Below are 20,626 nucleotides of genomic sequence, written 5' to 3' on the forward strand. Positions count from 1 at the left end.
GCTCTGTTCGAACAAATGTTCGATACTCATTGAGTGGGAGTGGTAGCGGGGATTGAGCGACACCAGAAGCTGGCTCAGATCGAGCAGCTCCGGTCGAAGGTGCGACGGCTGGAGCAGAAGCCGGGCATGGGCGCGGAGCTGGCGACGCACGAGGCGCTGGGTGGGGTGGTGCAGCTGCGGGCCGGAGGGACGTACGCGGCCGACTCGCTGGCGCTGGCGATGCTGCTGCTGGCGGGGCCGTCGGGAGCAGGGGAGTGGACCGCCGTCGTCGGGGTCGAGGACTTCGGCGTCGAGGCGGCGGCCGAGGCCGGGGTCGACCTGGAGCGGACCATCCTGGTGCCGCGGCCCAAGGACTCCTGGCTGGAGGCGACCGCGGCCCTGGTCGATGTGACCACGCTGGTCCTCGTCCGGCCGACAGGACGGGTGACCCCGAGCGTCGCCGAGAAGATCGGCGCCCGGCTGCGCACCCGCGGCGCCGCGCTGGTCGCGCTGGGGGAGTGGCCGAGAGCGGACGTACGTCTGCGGGCGACCGAGCCGCGCTGGGTCGGGCTGGGCAACGGCGACGGCCATCTCCGGGCGAGAAGGATGGTGGTCGAGGCGGTGCGCGGGACGGCTCCGCCGCGGCGTACGGCGCTCTGGTTCCCGGCCGAGGACGGCGGTCTGCGGCGCGTCCTCGAACCCGTCACAGACATTGCTGACCTGCGGAAACAGGAGTCCGCATGAGTCGCACGCTGGTGGTCTGGTGCGCCGACTGGCCGGTCGCCGCGGCGCTGGGCGATGCCGGTCTGCCGCGGCATCTGCCGGCGGCGGTCTTCGCGCAGAACCGGGTCCAGGCCTACAACCAGGCGGCGCGCGAGTTCGGGGTCAAGCGCGGGATGCGGCGCCGGGACGCCCAGTCGCGCTGCCCGGAGGTGCAGGTGCTCGCCGCCGACGAGGCCCGTGACGCGCGAGTCTTCGAGGAGGTGCTGGTGCGCCTGGAGGAGCTGCGCCCCGGTGTCATGCCGCTGCGTCCCGGGCTGGTCGCGCTGCGCTCGCCCGCACGCTTCTACGGCGGCGAGGCCGAGGCCGGCGCGGCGATCGCCGAGTGCGTGGTCGGGCTCGGGATCTGGGACGTACGGATCGGCATCGCCGATGAGCTCTTCACCGCCGAGCAGGCCGCGCGGAGCGCCGGGCTGCAGGAGACGTACGCGGTCCCGGCGGACGGTGGCTCCACCGCTTTCCTGCGCGCCCTGCCGGTCCATGTCCTCGAGGACGCGAACGCGGTCAGCCTGTTGCAGCGGCTCGGCCTGACCACGCTCGGCGGCCTCGCCGACCTGCCCGGGGCCGACGTCAAGGCGCGCTTCGGTGCGCAGGCCGCCTGGGTCCGCCAGGTGATCCACGGTGAGGGAGCGCGGCCGGTGTCCGGGCGTACGCCACCGCCCGAGCTCGCCACCGAGGTCGCCTTCGAGCCGCCGCTCGACTCCGCCGAGGCGGTCTGCTTCTCGGCCCGGCAGGCGGCGGAGGGCTTCGTGAAGGGCCTGGCGACGCGACAGGAGGTCTGCACCGAGGTGCGGATCGAGGTCGCGATGGAGGACGTCGCGGACTCCTGCCGCACCTGGGCGCACCCGCGCTGGTTCTCCTCCGTCGACCTCATCGACCGGCTGCACTGGCAGCTGGCCGGGGCGGCCTCGGGTGGCCGAGGTGGAGGCGTCACGGGAGTGCGCTTCGTCCCCGAGGTCGCCGTCTCCGAGGCGGTCCACGCCGACGGTCTCTGGGGCGGCACGAACGAGCGCGTCGATCGCGGCATCGCCCGGGTGCAGGGCCTGCTCGGCCACGAGGCCGTCGTCGCCCCGGTGCTCCAGGGTGGCCGGACCCCACGCGACCGGCAGGCGTACGTCCCCTGGGGCAACCGCCCCAGCACCCTCCGCGACCGCGCGCTGCCGTGGCCCGGCTCGATCCCGCCGCCGGCGCCCGCCCGGGTGCTCGCCGATCCGTGGCCGGCGGAGGTCTGCGACCAGGCCGGGCGGCAGGTGGTGGTGCTCCCGCGCGGTGGTGTCTCCGCCGACCCCGCCCGCTACCGGCCCTCGGCAGGCCAGCCCTGGCAGCGGGTCGCCTCCTGGGCCGGTCCGTGGCCGGTCACCGAGGCGTGGTGGGAGCCCGACGGCGGAAGGCGGGTCGCCCGCTTCCAGCTCGTCGGGGTCGACGGCCGCGCCTGGCTGGCCACCTTCGACACCGACCACTGGCTCACCGAAGCCAGCTACGACTGATGGGTTCGACCGATGGGCTGGAACAACCCCGAGATCCCCTGGAAGGAGCTGGAGCGGCGGCTCTCCGGCCGCCCGCCCACCGATCCGTACGGCGACGCGCCGATCTCGCGCCGCAAGAAGCGGCTGACCGATGAGGAGGTGTCGTGGCCGGAAGGGCCGGTGGTTCCGTACGCCGAGCTCCACGCCCACTCCGACTTCTCCTTCCTCGACGGAGCGAGCTCCCCGTCGGCGCTGGTCACCGAGGCGATCCGGCAGGGGCTGCACGGGATCGCGATCACCGACCATGACGGGTTCTACGGGGCCCCAGCGTTCGCCGAGGCGGCACAGAAGCTCGCTCCTGTCGGTCGAGGGCCACTTCGTTCAGACCCTCGCGCCAGCGAGCGTGTCGAGACCAACACAGTCCCCTCGAGTGCGACAGACGACCGTGTTGGTCTCGACACGCCTCCGCCTAGCGGCTCCGGCGGCTCGACCAGCGGGGGGCGGCGGTTGCTCACGGTCTACGGCGCCGAGCTGTCTCTGGGCCTGACCAAACCGCAGAACGGGATCGCCGACCCCGAGGGCAGCCATCTCCTCGTGCTCGCCCGCGGAGTCGAGGGCTACCGGCAGCTGGCCGGCGCGATCACCGAGGCGCAGCTGCGCGGTGATGAGAAGGGGCGGCCGGCCTACGACCTCGACGAGCTCGCCGACCGGGCCCGCGCCGGCAACTGGCTGATCCTGACCGGGTGTCGCAAAGGTGAGGTGCGCCAGGCTCTCACGACCACCGGCCCGATCGCCGCGGCCCGGGCGCTGCGGGGTCTCGTCGATCGGTTCGGGAAGGACAACGTCGTCGTCGAGCTGACCGACCGCGGCCATCCGACCGACTCCTACGACAACGACCTGCTCGCCGGCATCGCCCGCGAGGCAGGGCTGCCCACGGTCGCCACCAACAACGTCCACTACGCCACGCCCGACCGGCACCGGGTGGCCGACGCGCTCGCGGCGGTCCGCGCGCGCCGCACCCTGAGCGACATCGCCGGCTGGCTGCCGGCGGGCCCGGTGGCGTACGTCAGGTCGGGTGAGGAGATGGAGCAGCTCTTCCGGCGCTATCCCGGCGCGGTGGCACGCAGCGTCGAGATCGCCGAGGAGTGCGCCTTCGACCTGCGCAAGGCCACCCCGAAGCTGCCCAAGCGCGGGATCCCCGAGGGCGAGACCGCCGCGAGCCGGCTGCGCCATCTGACCGAGGAGGGTTTCGAGGAGCGCTATGCGAAGCCGTACGCCGCCGACCCGGAGTTCGTCGAGGAGGCCCGCGAGCGCGTGGAGCACGAGCTCGAGGTCATCGAGCGCAAGGACTTCCCTGGCTACTTCGTGATCGTGCACGACATCGTCGAGTTCGCCCGGAGCGAGAAGATCCTCTGCCAGGGGCGAGGATCGGCGGCCGCGTCCGCGGTCTGCTACGCGCTCGGGATCACCGCGATCGACCCGGTCTTCTACAAGCTGCCGTTCGAACGGTTCATCTCCGAGCACCGGGAGGAGGAGCCCGACATCGACGTCGACTTCGACTCCGACAAGCGCGAGACGGTGATCCAGTGGGTCTACGACACCTACGGCCGGCGCAACGCCGCGCAGGTCGCGAACATCGTCGGCTATCGGCCGAAGATGGCGGTCAGAGACGCGGCCAAGGCGCTCGGCCACAGTCCCGGCCAGCAGGACGCCTGGTCCAAGCACCTCGGCTACTCCCGCGTCGAGGCGCCGGACGACGTCGGCATCCCAGCTCCGGTCCTCGCGCTGGCCGAGGAGATCCACGGAGCCCCGCGCCATCTCGGCATCCACTCCGGCGGCATGGTGCTGACCGAGGAGCCGATCGGCGAGGTCGTACCCATCGAGCGCGCCCGCATGGAGAAACGCACCGTGATCCAGTGGGACAAGGACGCCGCCGAATACATGGGGCTGGTGAAGTTCGACCTGCTCGGGCTCGGGATGCTGGCGGCGCTCGACCACATGATGCATCTGGCTCTCGAGCATCTGGGTGAGGAGTGGACCCTGGCGACCATCCCCAAGGAGGAGCCGGCGGTCTACGACATGCTCTGCCGGGCTGACTCGATCGGCGTCTTCCAGGTCGAGTCGCGCGCGCAGATCGGCACCCTGCCGCGCCTGCAGCCGCGCTGCTTCTACGACCTGGCCATCGAGATCGCGCTCATCCGGCCTGGGCCGGTGCAGGGCGGGGCGGTCCATCCCTACGTACGTCGGGCCACCGGACGCGAGGAGGTCACCTACGCCCACCCGTTGTTGAAGCCGGTGCTGAAGCGGACCCGTGGGGTTCCGCTGTTCCAGGAGCAGCTCATGGAGATGGGTCGTGTCCTGGGCGACTTCGACCACGACGACGCCGATCTGCTGCGCCGGGCGATGGGCTCGAAGCGTGGTCTCGAGCGGATCGACTCGCTCAAGGAGCAGCTCTATGAGGGCATGCGAGCCAAGGGGATGGCCGAGGAGACCGCGGAGGCGGTCTACACCCAGATCCTCTCCTTCGCGAACTTCGGCTTCGCCGAGTCCCACGCGCTGAGCTTCGCCAAGCTCGTCTACGCCTCCTCATGGTTCAAGCTCCACTACCCGGCCGCCTTCCTGGCCGGCCTGCTCCGCGCGCAGCCGATGGGCTTCTACTCACCGCAGTCGCTGACCCAGGACGCCCGCCGCCACGGAGTGGAGGTACGCCGCCCCGACCTCGTCCTCAGCCAGGCTGCCGCAGACCTGGAGCCGCTCGACGTCGACGTGTCGGCCACCGGGAAGGACGACTGCCGGCTGGACGGGACCCAGACCCCGTGGGTGCCCGGCACCCCCGACCCGACCCCGGAGCACCGGCGTGACGGCAACTTCGCGGTGCGGCTGGGCCTGGATTCCGTACGCGGCATCGGCAAGGACGTCGCCGAGCGGATCGTGAAGGCCCGTGAGGAGGCACCGTTCAAGGACTCCCTCGACCTCTCCCGTCGCGCCGGACTGGAACGAGCCCAGCTTGAGGCACTGGCGACCGCTGGATGTTTGGAGGTGTTCACATCGAGTCGTCGCCAGGCGCTGTGGCAGGCGGGGTGGACCGAGACCGAGGACCAGCTCGAGGGGGTGCGGTTCACCGCCGAGACCCCCGTGCTGCCCGGCCTCGACCCGGTCGAGGAGACCCTGGCCGACCTGTGGGCAACCGGCGTGACCCCCGGCAGCCACCCCTTCGCCCATCTCCGCGCCGGCCTGACCGCGGCGGGGCTCCCGAAGATCAGCGACCTCCCCACCGCGGAGCCCGGTCGACGCATCACCATCGCCGGTCTGATCACCCACCGTCAGCGCCCCGGGACCGCAGGCGGCGTCACCTTCATCAACCTCGAGGACGAGACCGGCATGCTCAACGTCGTCTGCTCCGCCGGCCTGTGGAGGAAGCACCGCAAGATCGCCGTCTCCACCTCCGTCATGCTCATCCGCGGCATCCTCGAGCGCAACGACGGGGTCACCAACCTGGTCGCCGACCGCCTCGCCCCGCTCGAGGAGATCCACCCCGAGGCCGCCAGGGCCATCGCCGCCCGCCACCGCTCCCGCGACTTCCACTGACCGCCGAGACGTCGGCCAGGTCGGCCGAGACGTCACGTACGTCGGCCGAGACGTCAGTTAGGTCGGCCGAGACGTCAGTTCGTTGACGCTTCGGCCGACCGGAGCGACGTCTCGGCCGACGTACGTGACGCTTCGGCCGGCGGGGGTGACGCCTCGGCAAGGGTCAGAGGGGTGCGCGGAAGAGCTCGAAGGTCGTACGCCGCCGCTCCTCGAACCCGAGACCGAGGTAGACCGAGATGGCGCCGGTGTTGGCGACCGAGGCGTGCATGAGGGCACGGGAGCCGCGGGCGTGGATGTCGGCGGTGACGGCGCGGACGAGGCGGCCGGCGAGGCCGCGGCCACGGGCCTCGGGCGCGGTGCAGACGGCGCTGATCTCGATCCATCCGCCCGGGTGCATCCGCTGGCCGGCCATCGCGACGAGGCGGCCCTCGTCGCGCAGCCCGAGATACGTACCCATCGTGTGGGTCGCCTTCTCGAACGGCCCCGGCTCGGTGCGGGCGACGAGGTCGAGCATCTCGGGTACGTCGGAGGCTCCGAGCACGACCGCCTCGGGATCGGGTGCCGCGGCGACCCGGGACGTCTCGACGAGCTGGACCCCCTCGCCACCGCCGACCATCTCCCACCCCTCGCTGCAGACCCCGGCCGCGCCGGTGATCAGCGCGGTGCCACCGGGCCCGACGGCCGCGGCGAGATCCCGCCACGCCTGCGGCGAACCGGGGTCGGAGACCGCGGCGAACGGCGAGATGTCGGGACGGTAGCGACGGGCGAGCCCGGAGCCCTCGGCGAGCGAGGCATGGGGGCCGGTCAGCGAGTGCCAGGCCGGGTTGTCGAGAACATCGTCGAGCACTCCGAGATCTTCGCACCCCCGCTCCAGGCACGGTTAACCCTTTTCGACAGGTGGATCCGATAATGGACGGGTGCCTTCCGCTCTGCCTCCCGGCGACCCCGCCCCCACCGACGGGTCGCTGCCGGCCGAATCGCTGAGCACGCTGGGGGAGAAGGGACTGGGCTTCTACGTCCACGTCCCGTTCTGCACGGTCAGATGCGGCTACTGCGACTTCAACACCTACACCGCGCTCGAGCTCGGAGAAGGCGTGAGCCGGCAGACGTACGCCGACCAGGCCATCGAGGAGGTCAGGCTGGCCCGTCGCGTACTGGGCGAGCGTGACAAGCAGGTCGACACGATCTTCTTCGGCGGCGGCACGCCGACCCTCCTCCCGGCCCAGGACCTGACGGGCATCCTGACCGCTATCAAGGACGAGTTCGGCCTCGCCGACGACGTCGAGGTAACCACCGAGGCCAACCCCGACTCCGTCGACCTGGACTACCTGCGCACCCTGCGCGAGGGCGGCTTCACCCGGCTCAGCTTCGGCATGCAGTCGGCCGTCCCGCACGTCCTGAAGACCCTCGACCGCACCCACGACCCCGAGCGGGTCCCCCTGGTCGTGGAGTGGGCCCGCGAGGCCGGCTTCGAGCAGGTCTCCCTCGACCTCATCTACGGCACCCCGGGTGAGTCGGTCGACGACTGGCGGACCAGCCTGGAAGCCGCGCTGGCCAGCGACCCCGACCACATCTCGGCCTACTCCCTCATCGTCGAGGACGGCACCGCGCTCGCCCGCCGAGTGAGGAGGGGCGAGGTCGAGATGCCCGACGAGGACGACCTCGCCGACAAGTACGAGCTGGCCGACGCCACCCTCCGCAAGCACGGCCTGACCTGGTACGAGGTCTCCAACTGGGCCACCGACGAGTCCCAGCGATGCCGCCACAACATGCTCTACTGGCAGGGCGGCGACTGGTGGGGCGTCGGCCCCGGCGCCCACAGCCACGTCGGCGGCACCCGGTGGTGGAACGTCAAGCACCCCAAGGCGTACGCGGACCGGATCAACAGCAACCAGAGCCCGGCCCACGCGCGCGAGATCCTCGCCGAGGAGGACCGCCGCGTCGAGCGTGTCCTGCTCGAGCTCAGACTCGCCGACGGCCTCCCGACAGACGCCCTCGACGACGAGGGACGCGCCGCTCTTCCGGAGCAGGTACACCGCGGCCTGGTCACCGTCGCCGACGACACGATCCTCCTCACCGAGACCGGCAGGCTCCTCGCCGACGCCGTGGTCCGAGACCTGCTCCCCTGAGCATCCCTGAGTCCGGGACCTTGGTCCTGACCGAAGGATCAGGGGTGATCCTGATTGGTAAAGCGCGCCCGACAGGAGAGAGTGGAGCTATGGCAACCACAACTCTTTCCCGTCCCAGCAACGACAAATGGATCGCCGGCGTCTGCGGCGGTCTCGGCGCCCGTTTCGGCATCAACTCCAACCTGATCCGACTGGCGTTCGTCATCTCCTGCCTGCTCCCCGGACCGCAGTTCATCGTCTACATCGTGCTGTGGATCATCATGCCGAAGAAGTCGTCGTACTGACGGAGCCTCAGGCGGGCTCGGTGACGAAGTCGATGAGCTCCTCGACCCGCCCGAGCAGGGCGGGCTCCAGGTCACCGAACGAGTTCACCCGCCCGAGGATGTGCTTCCACGCGCGAGCGATGTCGGCCTGATCGCGGTGGGGCCAGCCCAGGTGCTGGCAGATGCCCTTCTTCCACTCGATCGAGCGCGGAACGTTCGGCCAGGCCTCGAGCCCGAGCCGGGCCGGCTTGACCGCCTGCCACACGTCGATGAACGGGTGCCCGACGATCAGCACGTGCTCGCCGACCTTGGAGCGCCGGATCGACTCCGCGATCCGGGCCTCCTTGGAGCCCTTGACCAGGTGGTCGACGAGCACCCCGACCCGCCGCTCGCGGCCGGGGCGGAAGTCGACCAGGTGGTCGGCGAGGTCGTCGACGCCGCCGAGATACTCGACGACCACACCCTCGATCCGCAGGTCGTCGCCCCAGATCTTCTCGACCAGCTCGGCGTCGTGACGCCCTTCGACGAAGATCCGCGACTCGCGGGCCACCCTGGCCTTGACGTCGGAGACGGCCACCGAACCCGAGGCGGTCCGGGTCGGCTTCGCCGGTGCCGTCCGGGTCACCGGGGGAGTGAGGATCACCGGCTTGCCCTCGAGCCAGAACCCAGGCCCCAGCGGGAACGTACGCCGCTTGCCGTGCCGGTCCTCGAGGGTCAGCGTGTGCAGGTCGCGGTCGATGCGTACGATCTCGCCGACGAAGTCGGTCTCGATCTCCTCGACCACCGCACCCAGCTCCGCCGGGGTCTCGACGGCGCGCCCGTGCTTGGGCTTCTTCCAGTCGCCGGCCAGGACGTCGGAGCCGTAGCGATCGCTCATCCGGAGAACGGTAGTGGAGTCAGCGGCGAGAACCGGTGAGCACGCGCCCGAGCTGCTCGAGAACCTCGTCCGGCGTGGCCGCGGTCTGCGGGAACCGGAAGGTCACGTGGTGGCCGCCGTCGAGGGTGATCCAGGAGACGTCGACGCTCTCGGCGGTGAGGTCGGAGAGGCGTACGCCGACGATGTGGCGCGGTCGCAGCCCGAGCCGTGCCGAGAGCGAGCGGCACAGGTCCGCCTGGTGCTCGTCGTTGGCGTGGGCCGTGATGCGGACCAGCAGATCGTCGGCGATCATAGGACTCTCCAGTGGGGCGGAAGCAGTGCAGCGAATGGCTCTAAGGTCAGCCTAACCTAAGGCTATCTCGATGGCGAGAGAAGTAACCCGTTCCACAGAGTGGAGCGGCCACCGGAAACTGGTTCCTGTGCCGTGAACCGGTAGGATTGGCACTCGCACGGAATGAGTGCCAGGCAGCCAGGACGATAGGAGGGCAGATGCAGAACGAACGCAGGCTCTCCGTCCTCCGGGCGATCGTCGAGGACTATGTGAAGACCGAGGAGCCGGTCGGCTCCAAGGCGCTCGTGGAGCGTCACGGTCTGGGTGTCTCCCCGGCGACGGTACGCAACGACATGGCCGCGCTGGAGGAGGAGGGCTACATCACCGCCCCCCACACCAGCGCCGGCCGGGTGCCCACCGACAAGGGCTACCGGCTCTTCGTCGACCGGCTGACCACGGTCAAGCCGATGACCGCGGCCGAGAAGCGGGCGATCGCCGGCTTCCTCGAGGGCGCGGTCGACCTCGACGACGTCGTCAGCCGCTCGACCAGGCTGCTCTCCCAGCTGACCCGTCAGGTCGCGGTGGTGCAATACCCGACGCTGAGCCGCTCGACCGTCCGCCACGTCGAGCTGGTCGCACTGGCCCCGACCCGGCTCCTGCTCGTGCTCATCCTCAGCACCGGCCGGGTCGAGCAGCGACTGCTCGAGGTGGCCGAAGAGGTCTCCGAGGAGACCCTGGCCACGCTGCGCGCGCGGATCAACACCGCGGTCACAGGTGCCGTCATCGCCGAGGCCGGGGAGGCGCTGCGCACGATCGCCCAGCCGGCCGATGCGCCCGTCGACGCCCCGCGGGACCCGCTCGCGGCCGCCGTGGCGGAGGCCCTGATCGAGGCGATGAACGACCACCGCTCCGACGAGCGGATCTCGATCGGCGGCACCAGCAACCTGGCCCGCTTCGGCGACAGCTTCGACACCGCCGTACGCCCTCTCCTGGAGGCCCTGGAGGAGCACGTCGTCCTGCTCAAGCTGATGGGCGAGGCGACCGCGGGTGGGCTGGTCACGGTGCGGATCGGCGCCGAGGGCCCCTACCAGGAGCTGTCGCAGACCAGCGTGGTCGCGACCGGCTACGGACCTGGCGACGAGGCGCTGGCCACGCTCGGCGTGGTCGGGCCGACCCGGATGGACTACCCCGGATCCATGGCGGCGGTGCGCGCGGTGGCGCGCTACCTCTCCCGGATCCTCGACGAGGCTTAAGAAAGAGCAACGAACTTCGATGGCAGGAAGACCGACGTTGGACCCCTACGAGCTCCTCGGTGTCGACAAGGACGCCGACGACGCAACGATCAAGAAGGCCTACCGGAAGCTGGCGCGCCAGTACCACCCGGACGTCAACCCCGACGCCGAGTCGCAGGAGAAGTTCAAGGAGATCTCCCACGCCTACGAGGTGCTGAGCGACCCGCAGAAGCGGGCCGCGTACGACCGCGGTGGCGACCCGTTCGCGGGCGGTTTCGGCGCACAGGGCGCGGGCTTCTCGTTCACCGACATCATGGACGCCTTCTTCGGCGGCGCCGGTGCCGGCACCGGAGGCGCCGGGCGTGGCCCCCGTCCGCGCGTACGCCGCGGGCAGGACGCCCTGATCCGCCTCGACATCGACCTGGCCGAGGCCGCCTTCGGCGTCACCCGCGACCTCAAGGTCGACACCGCGGTCGTCTGCGACACCTGTGGTGGCGAGGGGGCCGCGGAAGGCTCCCACCCGGTCCCGTGCGAGACCTGCCACGGCCAGGGCGAGGTCGCGGTCGTGCAGCGCTCCTTCCTGGGTGAGATCCGTACGCTGCGCCCGTGCTCGGCCTGCAACGGCTTCGGCACCGTCATCCCCGACCCGTGCCGCGACTGCAGCGGCGAGGGCCGGGTGCGCTCCCACCGCACCCTGACCGTCAAGATCCCGCCGGGCGTCGACGACGGCACCCGGGTGCAGCTCGCCGAGCAGGGCGAGATCGGCCCCGGCGGCGGCCCCGCCGGCGACCTCTACGTCGAGATCCACGTCGCCAAGCACGCCACCTTCACGCGGAGGGGCAACGACCTGCACTGCACCGCGAAGGTGCCGATGACCGCGGCGGCGCTCGGCACCACGCTCAACCTGCCGACGCTGGAGGCCGACCTCGTCGGCGAGGGCGTCGACCAGATCGACCCCGAGGACGCCTCGATCCACATCGACCTCAAGCCCGGCACCCAGTCCGGCACCGACCACGTCCTGCGTGGCCGCGGCGTGCCCGGTCTGCGGGGCGGTCGCGGCGACCTGATCGTCACCATCAACGTGGAGACCCCGACCAAGCTCGACCTCGAGCAGGAGGCGCTGCTGCGCCAGCTCGCCGAGCTGCGCGGTGAGGAGTCCGTCCAGGGCCAGCTCAAGGCGGCCCACAAGGGCGGCGTCTTCTCCTGGTTCAAGGACACCCTCAACGGGCACTGAGACAAGCGCGGAGCTGACATGACCCTTCCCGTTCACCTCGTCGAGTCGCTCGTCGGCACCCGTGTCGGCGACGACGTCGAGGTGAGCGGCGACGAGGGCCACCACGCGGTCGTCGTACGCCGCCTCCGGGTGGGCGAGGAGGTCGTGCTCACCGACGGCGCCGGCGAGGGCGTCACCGGCACGATCACGCAGACCACCAAGAAGTCGATGACCGTACGCGTCGAGGAGGTCATCCTCGGCGACGCGCCGCCCGAGCCCGCGCTGACGGTCGTCCAGGCGCTCCCCAAGGGCGACCGCGGCGAGCTCGCCGTCGAGATGCTCACCGAGATCGGCGCCGCCAGCATCGTCCCGTGGGCAGCGACCCGCTCGGTCGCGGTCTGGAAGGGCGAGCGCGCGGTCAAGTCCCTCGCCCGCTGGCGAGCCACCGCTCGGGAGGCAGCCAAGCAGTCGCGCCGACTGTGGCACCCCGAGGTCGAGGCGCTGGCCACCACCGAGGCCGTCGTGGCCAAGATCGAGGCGGCCGACGTCGCCGTCGTGCTCCACGAGGAGGGCACCCTCCCGCTCGGGGCCGTTCCCGTCATCGACGAGGGCACCATCCTCGTCGTGGTAGGCCCCGAGGGCGGCCTCACGGACGACGAGATCGCCCAGTTCGAGAAGGCCGGCGCCACCACCATCCGTCTCGGCGCCGAGGTCCTGCGCACCTCCACCGCCGGCGTCGCCGCCGCTGCCGCCCTGCTGGCCCGCACCCGCCGCTGGGACTGACCGGCCGACTGACCGGCCGACTGACCGCCGACTGCTCGGCGTGGTGGGTTCGTCCTTCGGTGGCGCCGGGTGAGTATGGAGGCATGAGGAGCACACGTACGCGTCCGGCGGGCGCCATCATCGCTCTTGCTCTCTGCGGCGTACTGGCCGGCGGGTGCGGCAGCGACGATGCCGTCGCCGAGGACCCCGAGGTGTCGACCCAGCCGTCCGAGGAGCCGTCGACGCTGCCACGGACCTCCGGTCTGATCACGCTGGCGGCGCCGGCCGAGGGTGCGACGGTGTCGGAGAGCTTCGAGGCCTCGGGCACGGCGAACTCGAACGAGGCGAACGTGCCGTGGGAGGTCCGCGACACCACGGGCGAGACCGTGCTCGAGGGGTTCGCGACGGCCGAGGGCTGGATGGACAAGCTCTACCCGTGGACGACCACGGTCGACGTCTCCGAGCTCGAGCCCGGGACGTACCTCTTCATCGCCCGCACCGATGACACCTCCGACGGCGAGGGGAAGCCTTCTGAAGAGGTTGGCGCCCGGATCACCGTCGAGTAGGACATCATCGCTACCGTGATCCTCACCGAACGGCAGCTCAACCGGACCCTCCTGCTCCGCCAGCACCTGCTGTCGCGGGCTTCTCTCACCCCGGCCGAGATGATCGAGCATCTGGTCGGCCTGCAGGCGCAGGAGACGTCGCCGCCGTTCTTCGCGCTGGCCGCCCGGCTGGAGTCGTTCGACCCCTACGCGCTCAGCGCACAGCTCGAGTCGAGCGCGCTGGTCCGGCTCTCCTCGCTGCGGTCCACGATCCACATGCACACCGCCGCCGATGCGGCGCTGATCAGGGCCTGGACCCAGCCGGTCCACGACTTCTACACCCAGAGGGTCGAGATCGTCCGCCCGGCGGCGCAGCTGGAGGGCTTCGTGGAGGCGGCCGAGGACGTACTCGCTCTCGGGGCGCTGCCCAACGCGGCCCTCGAGGCCGGTCTGGTCGAGCACTTCCCGGGCGTCCCGGCCAAGGCGCTCGGCCTGCGGGCGCGCAACGAACTGCCGCTGGTCCAGCTGCCGCCGCGAGGCCTGTGGAAGGGGTCGGGCGGGCTCGTCTACGACCTGCTCCCGCGCTGGACGGGCGTGCCCCCGGTGACCGTGGACGATGTCGTCCCGACGCTCGCGCCGCAGATCGTACGTCGCTATCTGCTCGCCTTCGGGCCGGCGACTGCCGCAGACATCACCACGTGGTCGTCGTTGACCCGGCTGGGCCCGGTGATCAAGCGGATCGAGGGGCTGGTGACCTACCGCGACGAGGCCGGCAAGACCCTCTACGACGTCCCCGACGCTCCGCTCGCCACGGGCGAGGAGCACGCCCCGGTGCGGCTGCTGGGGCGGTTCGACAACGTCTGGCTCTCGCACGCCGATCGGGAGCGGATCACCGCCAAGGGGACCCGGAAGGAATGGGGCATCGGGGGCGGCGGCGCGGTCATGATCGCCGGCGGCCATCTGGTCGGTCTCTGGAAGCCGGTCGACGGCAAGGTCGAGGTCGTCAAGCTGCTCCGCGATCTCACTCCCGACGAGCGCGACGAGCTCGCCGAGGAGACGTCCCGTGTCGAATCCCTGCTGTCGAGCTGAGCCCGGAACTATCCAGTAGGAGCGGGGCGGCGCGCCCGCGTACCATGGACATCACCAGCGCCACGACGAGAAAGGGCCCGCCCGGGCATCCATGACCGATCGAGAACCAAGTCCGCTTCCGAACCAGACCGCTACGACCAAACACACCGTGGTCGTGCCGAACAGCGTCGACATGGTGACCGTCCTCGGCCCGGCCGATGAGCACCTCGGGATCATCGAGGCCCACTTCGACGCCGACGTGCACGTGCGCGGCAACCGGATCACCCTCCACGGCGCCCCCAGCGAGATCGCGATGATCGAGCGGGTCCTGGAGGAGCTGGTCCAGATCATCCGCACCGGCCAGGGCGTGAGCGGCGAGACGGTCGAGCGGGTCATCGGCATGCTCCAGGCCGACACGACGGAGAAGCCGGCCGACGTGCTGAGCCTCAACATCCTCTCCAACCGCGGCCGGAGCATCCGTCCCAAGACGCTCAACCAGAAGCGCTACGTCGACGCGATCGACAAGCACACGATCACCTTCGGCATCGGCCCGGCCGGCACCGGCAAGACCTATCTGGCGGTCGCCAAGGCGGTCCAGGCGCTGCAGTCCAAGCAGGTCAACCGGATCATCTTGAGCCGGCCGGCGGTGGAGGCCGGTGAGAAGCTCGGCTTCCTGCCCGGCACGCTGACCGAGAAGATCGACCCCTACCTGCGCCCGCTCTACGACGCGCTGCACGACATGATGGACCCGGAGATGATCCCCAAGCTGATGGCGTCGGGGACCATCGAGGTGGCGCCGCTCGCGTTCCTGCGCGGACGAAGCCTCAACGACTCCTTCATCATCCTCGACGAGGCGCAGAACACCACGCCCGAGCAGATGAAGATGTTCCTGACCCGCCTCGGCTTCGGCTCCAAGATCGTGGTCACCGGCGACGTCACCCAGACCGACCTCCCCTCGGGGCAGAAGTCGGGGCTGCGGGTCGTCGAGGGCATCCTCGATGACGTCAAGGACATCAGCTTCAACAACCTGACCAGCCACGACGTCGTGCGCCACCGACTGGTCGCCAAGATCGTCGCCGCCTACGAGGAGCACGACATGCAGAGCCAGGGCCGGGCCTCCGGAGAGGTTCGATGAGCACCGAGATCATCAACGAGTCCGAGCAGGAGATCGACGTCGAGCACGTCGCCAAGCTCGCTCGTTTCCTGCTCGAGCAGCTGCGCGTGCACCCGCAGGCCGACCTGCGGATCAAGTTCGGCGACGAGGCAACGATCACCGAGCTCAACGAGCGCTACTTCGACACCGAGGGTCCGACCGACGTGCTGTCCTTCCCCGGTGACGAGCTCCTTCCCGGCCGCCTCGACGAGGAGCCGGAAGAGGGCGATCTGGGCGACATCATCATCGCCCCGACGATCGCGGCCAAGCAGGGCGAGGCAGCCGGCCACGGCACCGTGGCGGAGATCGAGCTGCTGACCACCCACGGTATTCTCCACCTGCTCGGCTACGACCACGTGGACCCCGACGAGCACGCCGAGATGTTCGGGCTGCAGGCCAAGCTGCTCAAGGCCTGGGGCTCTTCGGCCACCGCACCCGAGTAGGAGCACCACCACCACCCATGGACGATGCGAGGCTGCTGATCGCAGCCGCAGTTCTGGTCCTGATCGCCGGCATCTTCTCGGCCGCCGACGCGGCGCTCAGCGCCTTCTCCCGCGCCCGGGCCGCGGAGCTGGTCTCCGAGGGCCGTGCCGGCGCCAAGCGCCTGGTCGCGGTGGTCGGCGACCCCGCCCGCTACGTCAACACGGTCCTGCTGCTCAGGATGCTGTGCGAGATCGGCGCGACCGTCCTGGTCGCGCTGTGGGCCTATGACCTCTACCAGGGCCGCTGGTGGCCGACGGTGCTCACCACGACCGGGACGATGACAGTGGTCTCCTTCGTCGTCATCGGCGTCGGTCCCCGCACGCTGGGGCGTCAGCACCACGAGGGCATCGCCCTCGCGGTCGCCGGCCCGATCGGCGCGATCACCGCCATCCTCGGCCCGATCCCGAGCCTGCTGATCATGCTCGGTAACGCGCTCACTCCCGGCAAGGGCTTCCGCAAGGGCCCGTTCTCGACGGAGACCGAGCTGCGCGAGCTGGTCGACATCGCCGAGGCCTCCGACCTGATCGAGGCCGACGAGCGCCGGATGATCCACTCGGTCTTCGAGCTCGGCGACACCCGTGCCCGCGAGGTGATGGTCCCGCGAGGCGACATCGTCTTCCTCGAGCGGCGCAAGACCCTGCGCCAAGCGCTGTCGCTGTTCCTGCGCTCGGGCTACTCCCGGATGCCGGTGATCGACGACAGCCTCGACGACATCATCGGGATGGTCTACCTCAAGGACGTCGTCGCGCGTGACTTCGAGGCGCCGGAGGTCGAGACCACCCAGCGGGTCGAGTCGCTGATGCGCAAGCCGACCTGGGTCCCCGACTCCAAGCCGGTCGACGAGCTGCTGGCCGAGATGCAGCAGCACCGCCAGCACATCGCGGTCGTCGTCGACGAATACGGCGGCACCGCCGGCCTGATCACCATCGAGGACATCCTCGAGGAGATCGTCGGCGAGATCACCGACGAGTACGACATCGAGGACCGCGAGCCCCTCCACCTCGGCGACGGCTCCTGGCGGGTGCCCTCCCGCTTCCTGGTCAGCGACCTCGAGGAGCTCATCGGTGTCGCCGTCGAGGAGGACGACGTCGACTCCGTACGCGGTCTGATGGCCAAGCATCTCGGCCTCGTGCCGATCCCCGGCTCCGAGGTCGAGGCCCACGGCCTCTGCTTCGTGGCCGAGGAGGCCGCCGGCCGGCGGAACAAGATCGGTACCGTACGGATCAGCGCCGTCGTCCCGGCCGAGACCGAGGCCGACCACGAGGACGAGCAGAGCGAGAAGACGGACAGGAAGAAAGAGGCCCATGCCCGAGCAGAGTGAGCCCTCCGCGGAGGACCGCAAGCTGGTCACCCTGGCCCGCGCGACGCGTGCCCGCACCGGCGCGACCGAAGGAGCAGCCGTACGCGACCTCGACGGCCGCACCTACGCCGCCGCCACCGTGGACCTGCCCTCGCTCCAGGTCTCCGCGATCGGTGTCTGTGTGGCGATGGCGGTGGCCTCCGGCTCCAAGGGCCTCGAGGCCGTGGTCGTGCTCGGCGAGGCCGAGGAGGCCTCCGCGAACGACCTCTCGATCGTCAAGGAGTTCGCGGGCGAGGACGTCCCGGTCCTCGTCGGCGATCCGCGCGGCAACCTCCGCTGAGCTGCTACGGCTGCCGCGGGCCGCTCAGCGAGCGGCTCGGTGGCCGCCGGTCCCACCGGCCCCGCCGGACTCGGCGAGGAGCGGAAGGGTGCCGAGCTCGATCGTGACGTGGATCCCGTCCTCGTCGCGGTAGGCGGTCAGACCGTTCATGGTCGCCATGTCGACGCCCTTCTCACGCATGTGCACGACGATCTGGTCGATCGCCAGCGCGAGCCGGGCCTGGGACACGGACTTGTTACGCCACTTGACCTGGTTCTCGGTGAAGTACGGGGTTGCCTTCTCGGCGAGCGTGGAGACAGCGTCACGATGGGCAGCACTGGACATGGGGACCCTCCAGGGTGCACGAGATGGGGGCGCTCGACGGGAGCAGTCGGCGCTGGTGACTGTAAGCGACCGAACACGAAAATCGAAACCCGAGATCCCAGGGCGAGAGTAAAGTGCGTGGAGTGACGGGTGAGACTGGTTGGCAACGACACACCGAGGCCGTCGAGCGGCTGACGGCTTCCTACGCGAGGATCCCTGACGGCGCTCCGGTCAGACTGGCCAAACGCACCACCAACCTCTTCCGGGCCCGGGCGGCGACCGATGCTCCGGGTCTCGACGTCTCCGGCCTGGGCGGCGTGATCGAGGTCGATGCCGAGGCGGGCACCGCCGACGTACAGGGGATGTGCACCTACGAGGACCTCGTCGACGCCACCTTGGCGCACGGGATGATCCCGTACGTCGTCCCGCAGCTGCGCACGATCACGCTCGGTGGCGCGGTGACCGGGATGGGCATCGAGTCCACCTCGTTCCGCAACGGCATGCCGCACGAGTCGGTGCTGGAGATGGACATCCTGACCGGGTCGGGCGAGATCGTCACCACGAGGCCGGGCGAGGATCTGTTCGACACCTTCCCCAACTCCTACGGCTCGCTCGGCTACGCCACCCGGCTCAAGATCAAGCTGGAGAAGGTGCCGGGATACGTCGCGCTGCGGCACGTACGCTTCGACGACCTCGGCCTGCTCACCAAGACGATCGCGCAGATCACCGAGACCAGGACGTACGAAGGGGAGCGGGTCGACGGGCTCGACGGTGTCGCGTTCGAGCCGGGGGAGTACTACCTGACCCTCGCGACCTGGACCGAGGGGGCCACGCGGCCCCCCAGCGACTACGGCGGCCAGCAGATCTACTACCGCTCGATCCAGCAGCGTGCCGCGTCCGGCTCCGGGACCGATCTGCTGACGACCTACGACTACCTGTGGCGCTGGGACACCGACTGGTTCTGGTGCTCGGGCGCCTTCGGTGCGCAGAACAAGTACCTCCGCAGGGTGTGGCCGCGCCGGCTGCGGCGCTCGGACGTCTACATGAAGCTCGTCGGGCTGGACCGAAGGTTCGGGATCGCCGACAAGCTCGACGCCCGTGCCGGCCGGCTCCTGCGGGAACGTGTGATCCAGGACATTGAGGTCCCGGTCGAGAACCTTCCGGCGTTCCTGGAGTGGTTCGACGCCGAGATCGGGATGCGGCCGGTGTGGCTGTGCCCGCTGGTGTCCCGGGGGACGAACACAGGAGGGAAATGGCCGACCTACCCGCTCGAGGCGGGCCGGACGTACGTCAACGTCGGTTTCTGGGGCACGGTCCACGTCGGCCCCGGGGCCGTCAACGCCCCCAAGAACCGTGCGATCGAGGATCAGGTCCACGAGCTCGGCGGGCATAAATCGCTCTACTCCGAGGCGTTCTACGACAAGGATGTCTTCAACGCTCTCTATGACGGGGACAACCTCGCTGCCGTGAAGGCGAGGTATGACCCCGGCAACCGGTTGACCGATCTGTACAGCAAGGCGGTGAAGAGACTGTGAACCATATTGCAGAGACCATCAACGAACTCTTCGACGGTGGGCTGCCGATCAAGCTCACCGCGTACGACGGCAGCGTCGCCGGCGACACGGACTCACCCTTCGGGATGGAGATCCTCAACCCGCGCGGGCTCGCGTTCCTGCTGACCGCGCCGGGCGATCTGGGGCTGGCTCGTGCCTACGTCAGCGGTGACATGGCCCTGAACGGCATCCACCCGGGCGATCCTTACCCGCTCCTGGACCTGATCCTGGACAAGACCGACTTCAAGCGGCCCAGCCCTCGGGAGACGGTCGACATGGTGCGCGCCCTGGGGGTGAAGAACTTCGTCCCGCCCAAGCCACCGCCGCAGGAGCACCTGCCCGCGTGGCGGCAGCGGGCCGAGAACGTACGCCACCTCTCCGGTCGCGCGATCAGCGCGCTGCCGTGGACGCGGCACTCGCACGAGCGCGACGCCGACGCGATCCACCACCACTACGACGTCTCCAACACCTTCTACGAGTACGTCCTCGGCCCGTCGATGACCTACACCTGTGCGCTCTACCCGACCGATGACGCCACGCTCGAGGAGGCGCAGACGGCCAAGTACGACCTGATCTGCCGCAAGCTCGGTCTCGAGCCCGGGATGCGCCTGCTCGACATCGGCTGCGGCTGGGGCGGGATGGTGCGTCACGCGGCCAAGCACTACGGGGTCAAGGCGCTCGGCGTCACGCTCTCGCGCGAGCAGGCCAACTGGGCCCAGAAGGCGATCAAGGGCGATCGTCTCGACGACGTCGCCGAGGTGCGCTTCTCCGACTACCGCGACGTGGTCGAGGGGGACTTCGACGCGGTCAGCTCCATCGGTCTCACCGAGCACATCGGCGTGGCCAACTACCCGGCCTACTTCGGCTTCATCAAGAGCAAGCTGCGTGACGGGGGCCGGCTGCTCAACCACTGCATCACCCGTCCCGACAACGTCTCGCGGGCGAACGCGGGGGCGTTCATCGACCGCTATGTGTTCCCCGACGGCGAGCTGATCGGGTCGGGCACCATCGTGTCCGCGATCGAGAACACCGACCTCGAGGTGCAGCACCACGAGAACATCCGGGTCCACTACGCCAAGACCCTCACGGCGTGGAACGACAACCTCCGCGACAACTGGGACGCCTGCGTCAACGAGGTCGGCCTCGGCACCGCGAAGGTCTGGGGCATCTACATGGCCGGTTCCCGGATCGGCTTCGAGCGCAACAACATCCAGCTCCACCACGTGCTCGCCACCAAGACGGTCGACGGGCACTCGGGATACCCGTTGAGGCACACCTTCTGAGCGAGTGGGCGAAAGTGGCAGCTCAGACCGCGTTCTGA

General features: G+C 70.0%; 20 protein-coding genes. 16 read left to right on the forward strand and 4 right to left on the reverse strand.

Features of this window, described 5'->3' with window-relative positions:
• The first annotated feature begins 33 nt into the window (after positions 1–33).
• From BLT25_RS17545 to BLT25_RS17555, 3 genes are read left to right on the forward strand one after another with little or no spacing between them, the layout of a single operon-like run.
• Complete coding sequence (locus tag BLT25_RS17545) at positions 34–723, forward strand: hypothetical protein (protein WP_256328646.1); 690 nt, start codon at positions 34–36, stop codon at positions 721–723.
• Positions 720–2,246 carry a Y-family DNA polymerase gene (locus BLT25_RS17550; protein WP_091048509.1) on the forward strand — a complete coding sequence of 509 codons (1,527 nt, stop codon included), beginning with the start codon at positions 720–722 and terminating at the stop codon, positions 2,244–2,246. Before BLT25_RS17545 ends, BLT25_RS17550 begins: the two co-directional genes overlap by 4 nt.
• A gap of 12 nt (positions 2,247–2,258) precedes the next feature.
• Complete coding sequence (locus tag BLT25_RS17555) at positions 2,259–5,813, forward strand: error-prone DNA polymerase (protein WP_256328647.1); 3,555 nt, start codon at positions 2,259–2,261, stop codon at positions 5,811–5,813.
• Between the two features lie 163 nt (positions 5,814–5,976).
• On the opposite strand, the gene BLT25_RS17560 is transcribed toward BLT25_RS17555, so the two are convergent.
• The gene (locus tag BLT25_RS17560; protein WP_256328648.1) at positions 5,977–6,660 is read right to left on the reverse strand and encodes a GNAT family N-acetyltransferase; all 684 of its coding nucleotides are present in this window, start codon (positions 6,658–6,660) and stop codon (positions 5,977–5,979) included.
• A 70-nt stretch (positions 6,661–6,730) separates the two neighbouring features.
• Here BLT25_RS17560 and hemW point away from each other — a divergent pair, with 70 nt between their 5' ends.
• On the forward strand, positions 6,731–7,942 hold the full coding sequence (gene hemW / locus BLT25_RS17565) for a radical SAM family heme chaperone HemW (RefSeq protein WP_091048514.1): 1,212 nt from the start codon (positions 6,731–6,733) through the stop codon (positions 7,940–7,942).
• Between the two features lie 89 nt (positions 7,943–8,031).
• Positions 8,032–8,226: a PspC domain-containing protein gene (locus BLT25_RS17570; protein WP_091048517.1), complete on the forward strand. Its 195-nt coding sequence runs from the start codon at positions 8,032–8,034 to the stop codon at positions 8,224–8,226.
• Positions 8,227–8,233: 7 nt separating this feature from the next.
• Here BLT25_RS17570 and BLT25_RS17575 read toward each other — a convergent pair whose 3' ends face one another.
• Together BLT25_RS17575 and BLT25_RS17580 are read right to left on the reverse strand one after the other, a co-directional pair.
• On the reverse strand, positions 8,234–9,082 hold the full coding sequence (locus BLT25_RS17575) for a DUF3097 domain-containing protein (protein ID WP_091048519.1): 849 nt from the start codon (positions 9,080–9,082) through the stop codon (positions 8,234–8,236).
• A 19-nt stretch (positions 9,083–9,101) separates the two neighbouring features.
• Positions 9,102–9,374, reverse strand: a complete 273-nt coding sequence (locus BLT25_RS17580) for a hypothetical protein (RefSeq protein ID WP_091048522.1) — start codon at positions 9,372–9,374, stop codon at positions 9,102–9,104.
• Positions 9,375–9,571: 197 nt separating this feature from the next.
• On the opposite strand from BLT25_RS17580, the gene hrcA reads away from it, so the two are divergent.
• The 9 genes from hrcA to BLT25_RS17625 all read left to right on the forward strand — a co-directional run bounded on the left by hrcA (position 9,572) and on the right by BLT25_RS17625 (position 17,449).
• Positions 9,572–10,606, forward strand: a complete 1,035-nt coding sequence (gene hrcA, locus BLT25_RS17585; protein WP_091048523.1) for a heat-inducible transcriptional repressor HrcA — start codon at positions 9,572–9,574, stop codon at positions 10,604–10,606.
• Positions 10,607–10,625: 19 nt separating this feature from the next.
• Positions 10,626–11,819: a molecular chaperone DnaJ gene (gene dnaJ / locus BLT25_RS17590; RefSeq protein ID WP_091048526.1), complete on the forward strand. Its 1,194-nt coding sequence runs from the start codon at positions 10,626–10,628 to the stop codon at positions 11,817–11,819.
• Between the two features lie 18 nt (positions 11,820–11,837).
• Positions 11,838–12,581, forward strand: coding sequence for a 16S rRNA (uracil(1498)-N(3))-methyltransferase (locus BLT25_RS17595; protein WP_091048528.1), 744 nt, complete (start codon positions 11,838–11,840; stop codon positions 12,579–12,581).
• Positions 12,582–12,664: 83 nt separating this feature from the next.
• Positions 12,665–13,126 (forward strand): Gmad2 immunoglobulin-like domain-containing protein, encoded by a 462-nt coding sequence (locus BLT25_RS17600; protein WP_091048529.1) that lies wholly within the window; start codon positions 12,665–12,667, stop codon positions 13,124–13,126.
• 15 nt (positions 13,127–13,141) lie between these two features.
• Positions 13,142–14,194: a winged helix DNA-binding domain-containing protein gene (locus BLT25_RS17605; RefSeq protein ID WP_091048532.1), complete on the forward strand. Its 1,053-nt coding sequence runs from the start codon at positions 13,142–13,144 to the stop codon at positions 14,192–14,194.
• Positions 14,195–14,285: 91 nt separating this feature from the next.
• A complete protein-coding gene (locus BLT25_RS17610; protein ID WP_091048534.1) occupies positions 14,286–15,308 on the forward strand; it encodes a PhoH family protein in 1,023 nt (340 codons plus the stop codon).
• Positions 15,305–15,769: an rRNA maturation RNase YbeY gene (gene ybeY / locus BLT25_RS17615; protein WP_008363762.1), complete on the forward strand. Its 465-nt coding sequence runs from the start codon at positions 15,305–15,307 to the stop codon at positions 15,767–15,769. The genes BLT25_RS17610 and ybeY overlap by 4 nt, the downstream gene beginning before the upstream one ends.
• A 17-nt stretch (positions 15,770–15,786) precedes the next feature.
• Complete coding sequence (locus BLT25_RS17620; RefSeq protein ID WP_091048536.1) at positions 15,787–17,130, forward strand: hemolysin family protein; 1,344 nt, start codon at positions 15,787–15,789, stop codon at positions 17,128–17,130.
• Positions 17,114–17,449 carry a cytidine/deoxycytidylate deaminase family protein gene (locus BLT25_RS17625; protein ID WP_091048537.1) on the forward strand — a complete coding sequence of 112 codons (336 nt, stop codon included), beginning with the start codon at positions 17,114–17,116 and terminating at the stop codon, positions 17,447–17,449. Before BLT25_RS17620 ends, BLT25_RS17625 begins: the two co-directional genes overlap by 17 nt.
• A 24-nt stretch (positions 17,450–17,473) precedes the next feature.
• Here BLT25_RS17625 and BLT25_RS17630 read toward each other — a convergent pair whose 3' ends face one another.
• On the reverse strand, positions 17,474–17,773 hold the full coding sequence (locus tag BLT25_RS17630; RefSeq protein WP_091048540.1) for a hypothetical protein: 300 nt from the start codon (positions 17,771–17,773) through the stop codon (positions 17,474–17,476).
• 122 nt (positions 17,774–17,895) lie between these two features.
• Between BLT25_RS17630 and BLT25_RS17635 the strand changes: the two genes are divergently transcribed.
• Complete coding sequence (locus BLT25_RS17635) at positions 17,896–19,287, forward strand: FAD-binding oxidoreductase (protein ID WP_091048541.1); 1,392 nt, start codon at positions 17,896–17,898, stop codon at positions 19,285–19,287.
• Positions 19,284–20,588 (forward strand): class I SAM-dependent methyltransferase, encoded by a 1,305-nt coding sequence (locus BLT25_RS17640; protein WP_091048544.1) that lies wholly within the window; start codon positions 19,284–19,286, stop codon positions 20,586–20,588. The genes BLT25_RS17635 and BLT25_RS17640 overlap by 4 nt, the downstream gene beginning before the upstream one ends.
• Positions 20,589–20,626 lie beyond the last annotated feature (38 nt).

The organism is Nocardioides sp. YR527 (assembly GCF_900101045.1).
Classification (GTDB): domain Bacteria; phylum Actinomycetota; class Actinomycetes; order Propionibacteriales; family Nocardioidaceae; genus Nocardioides.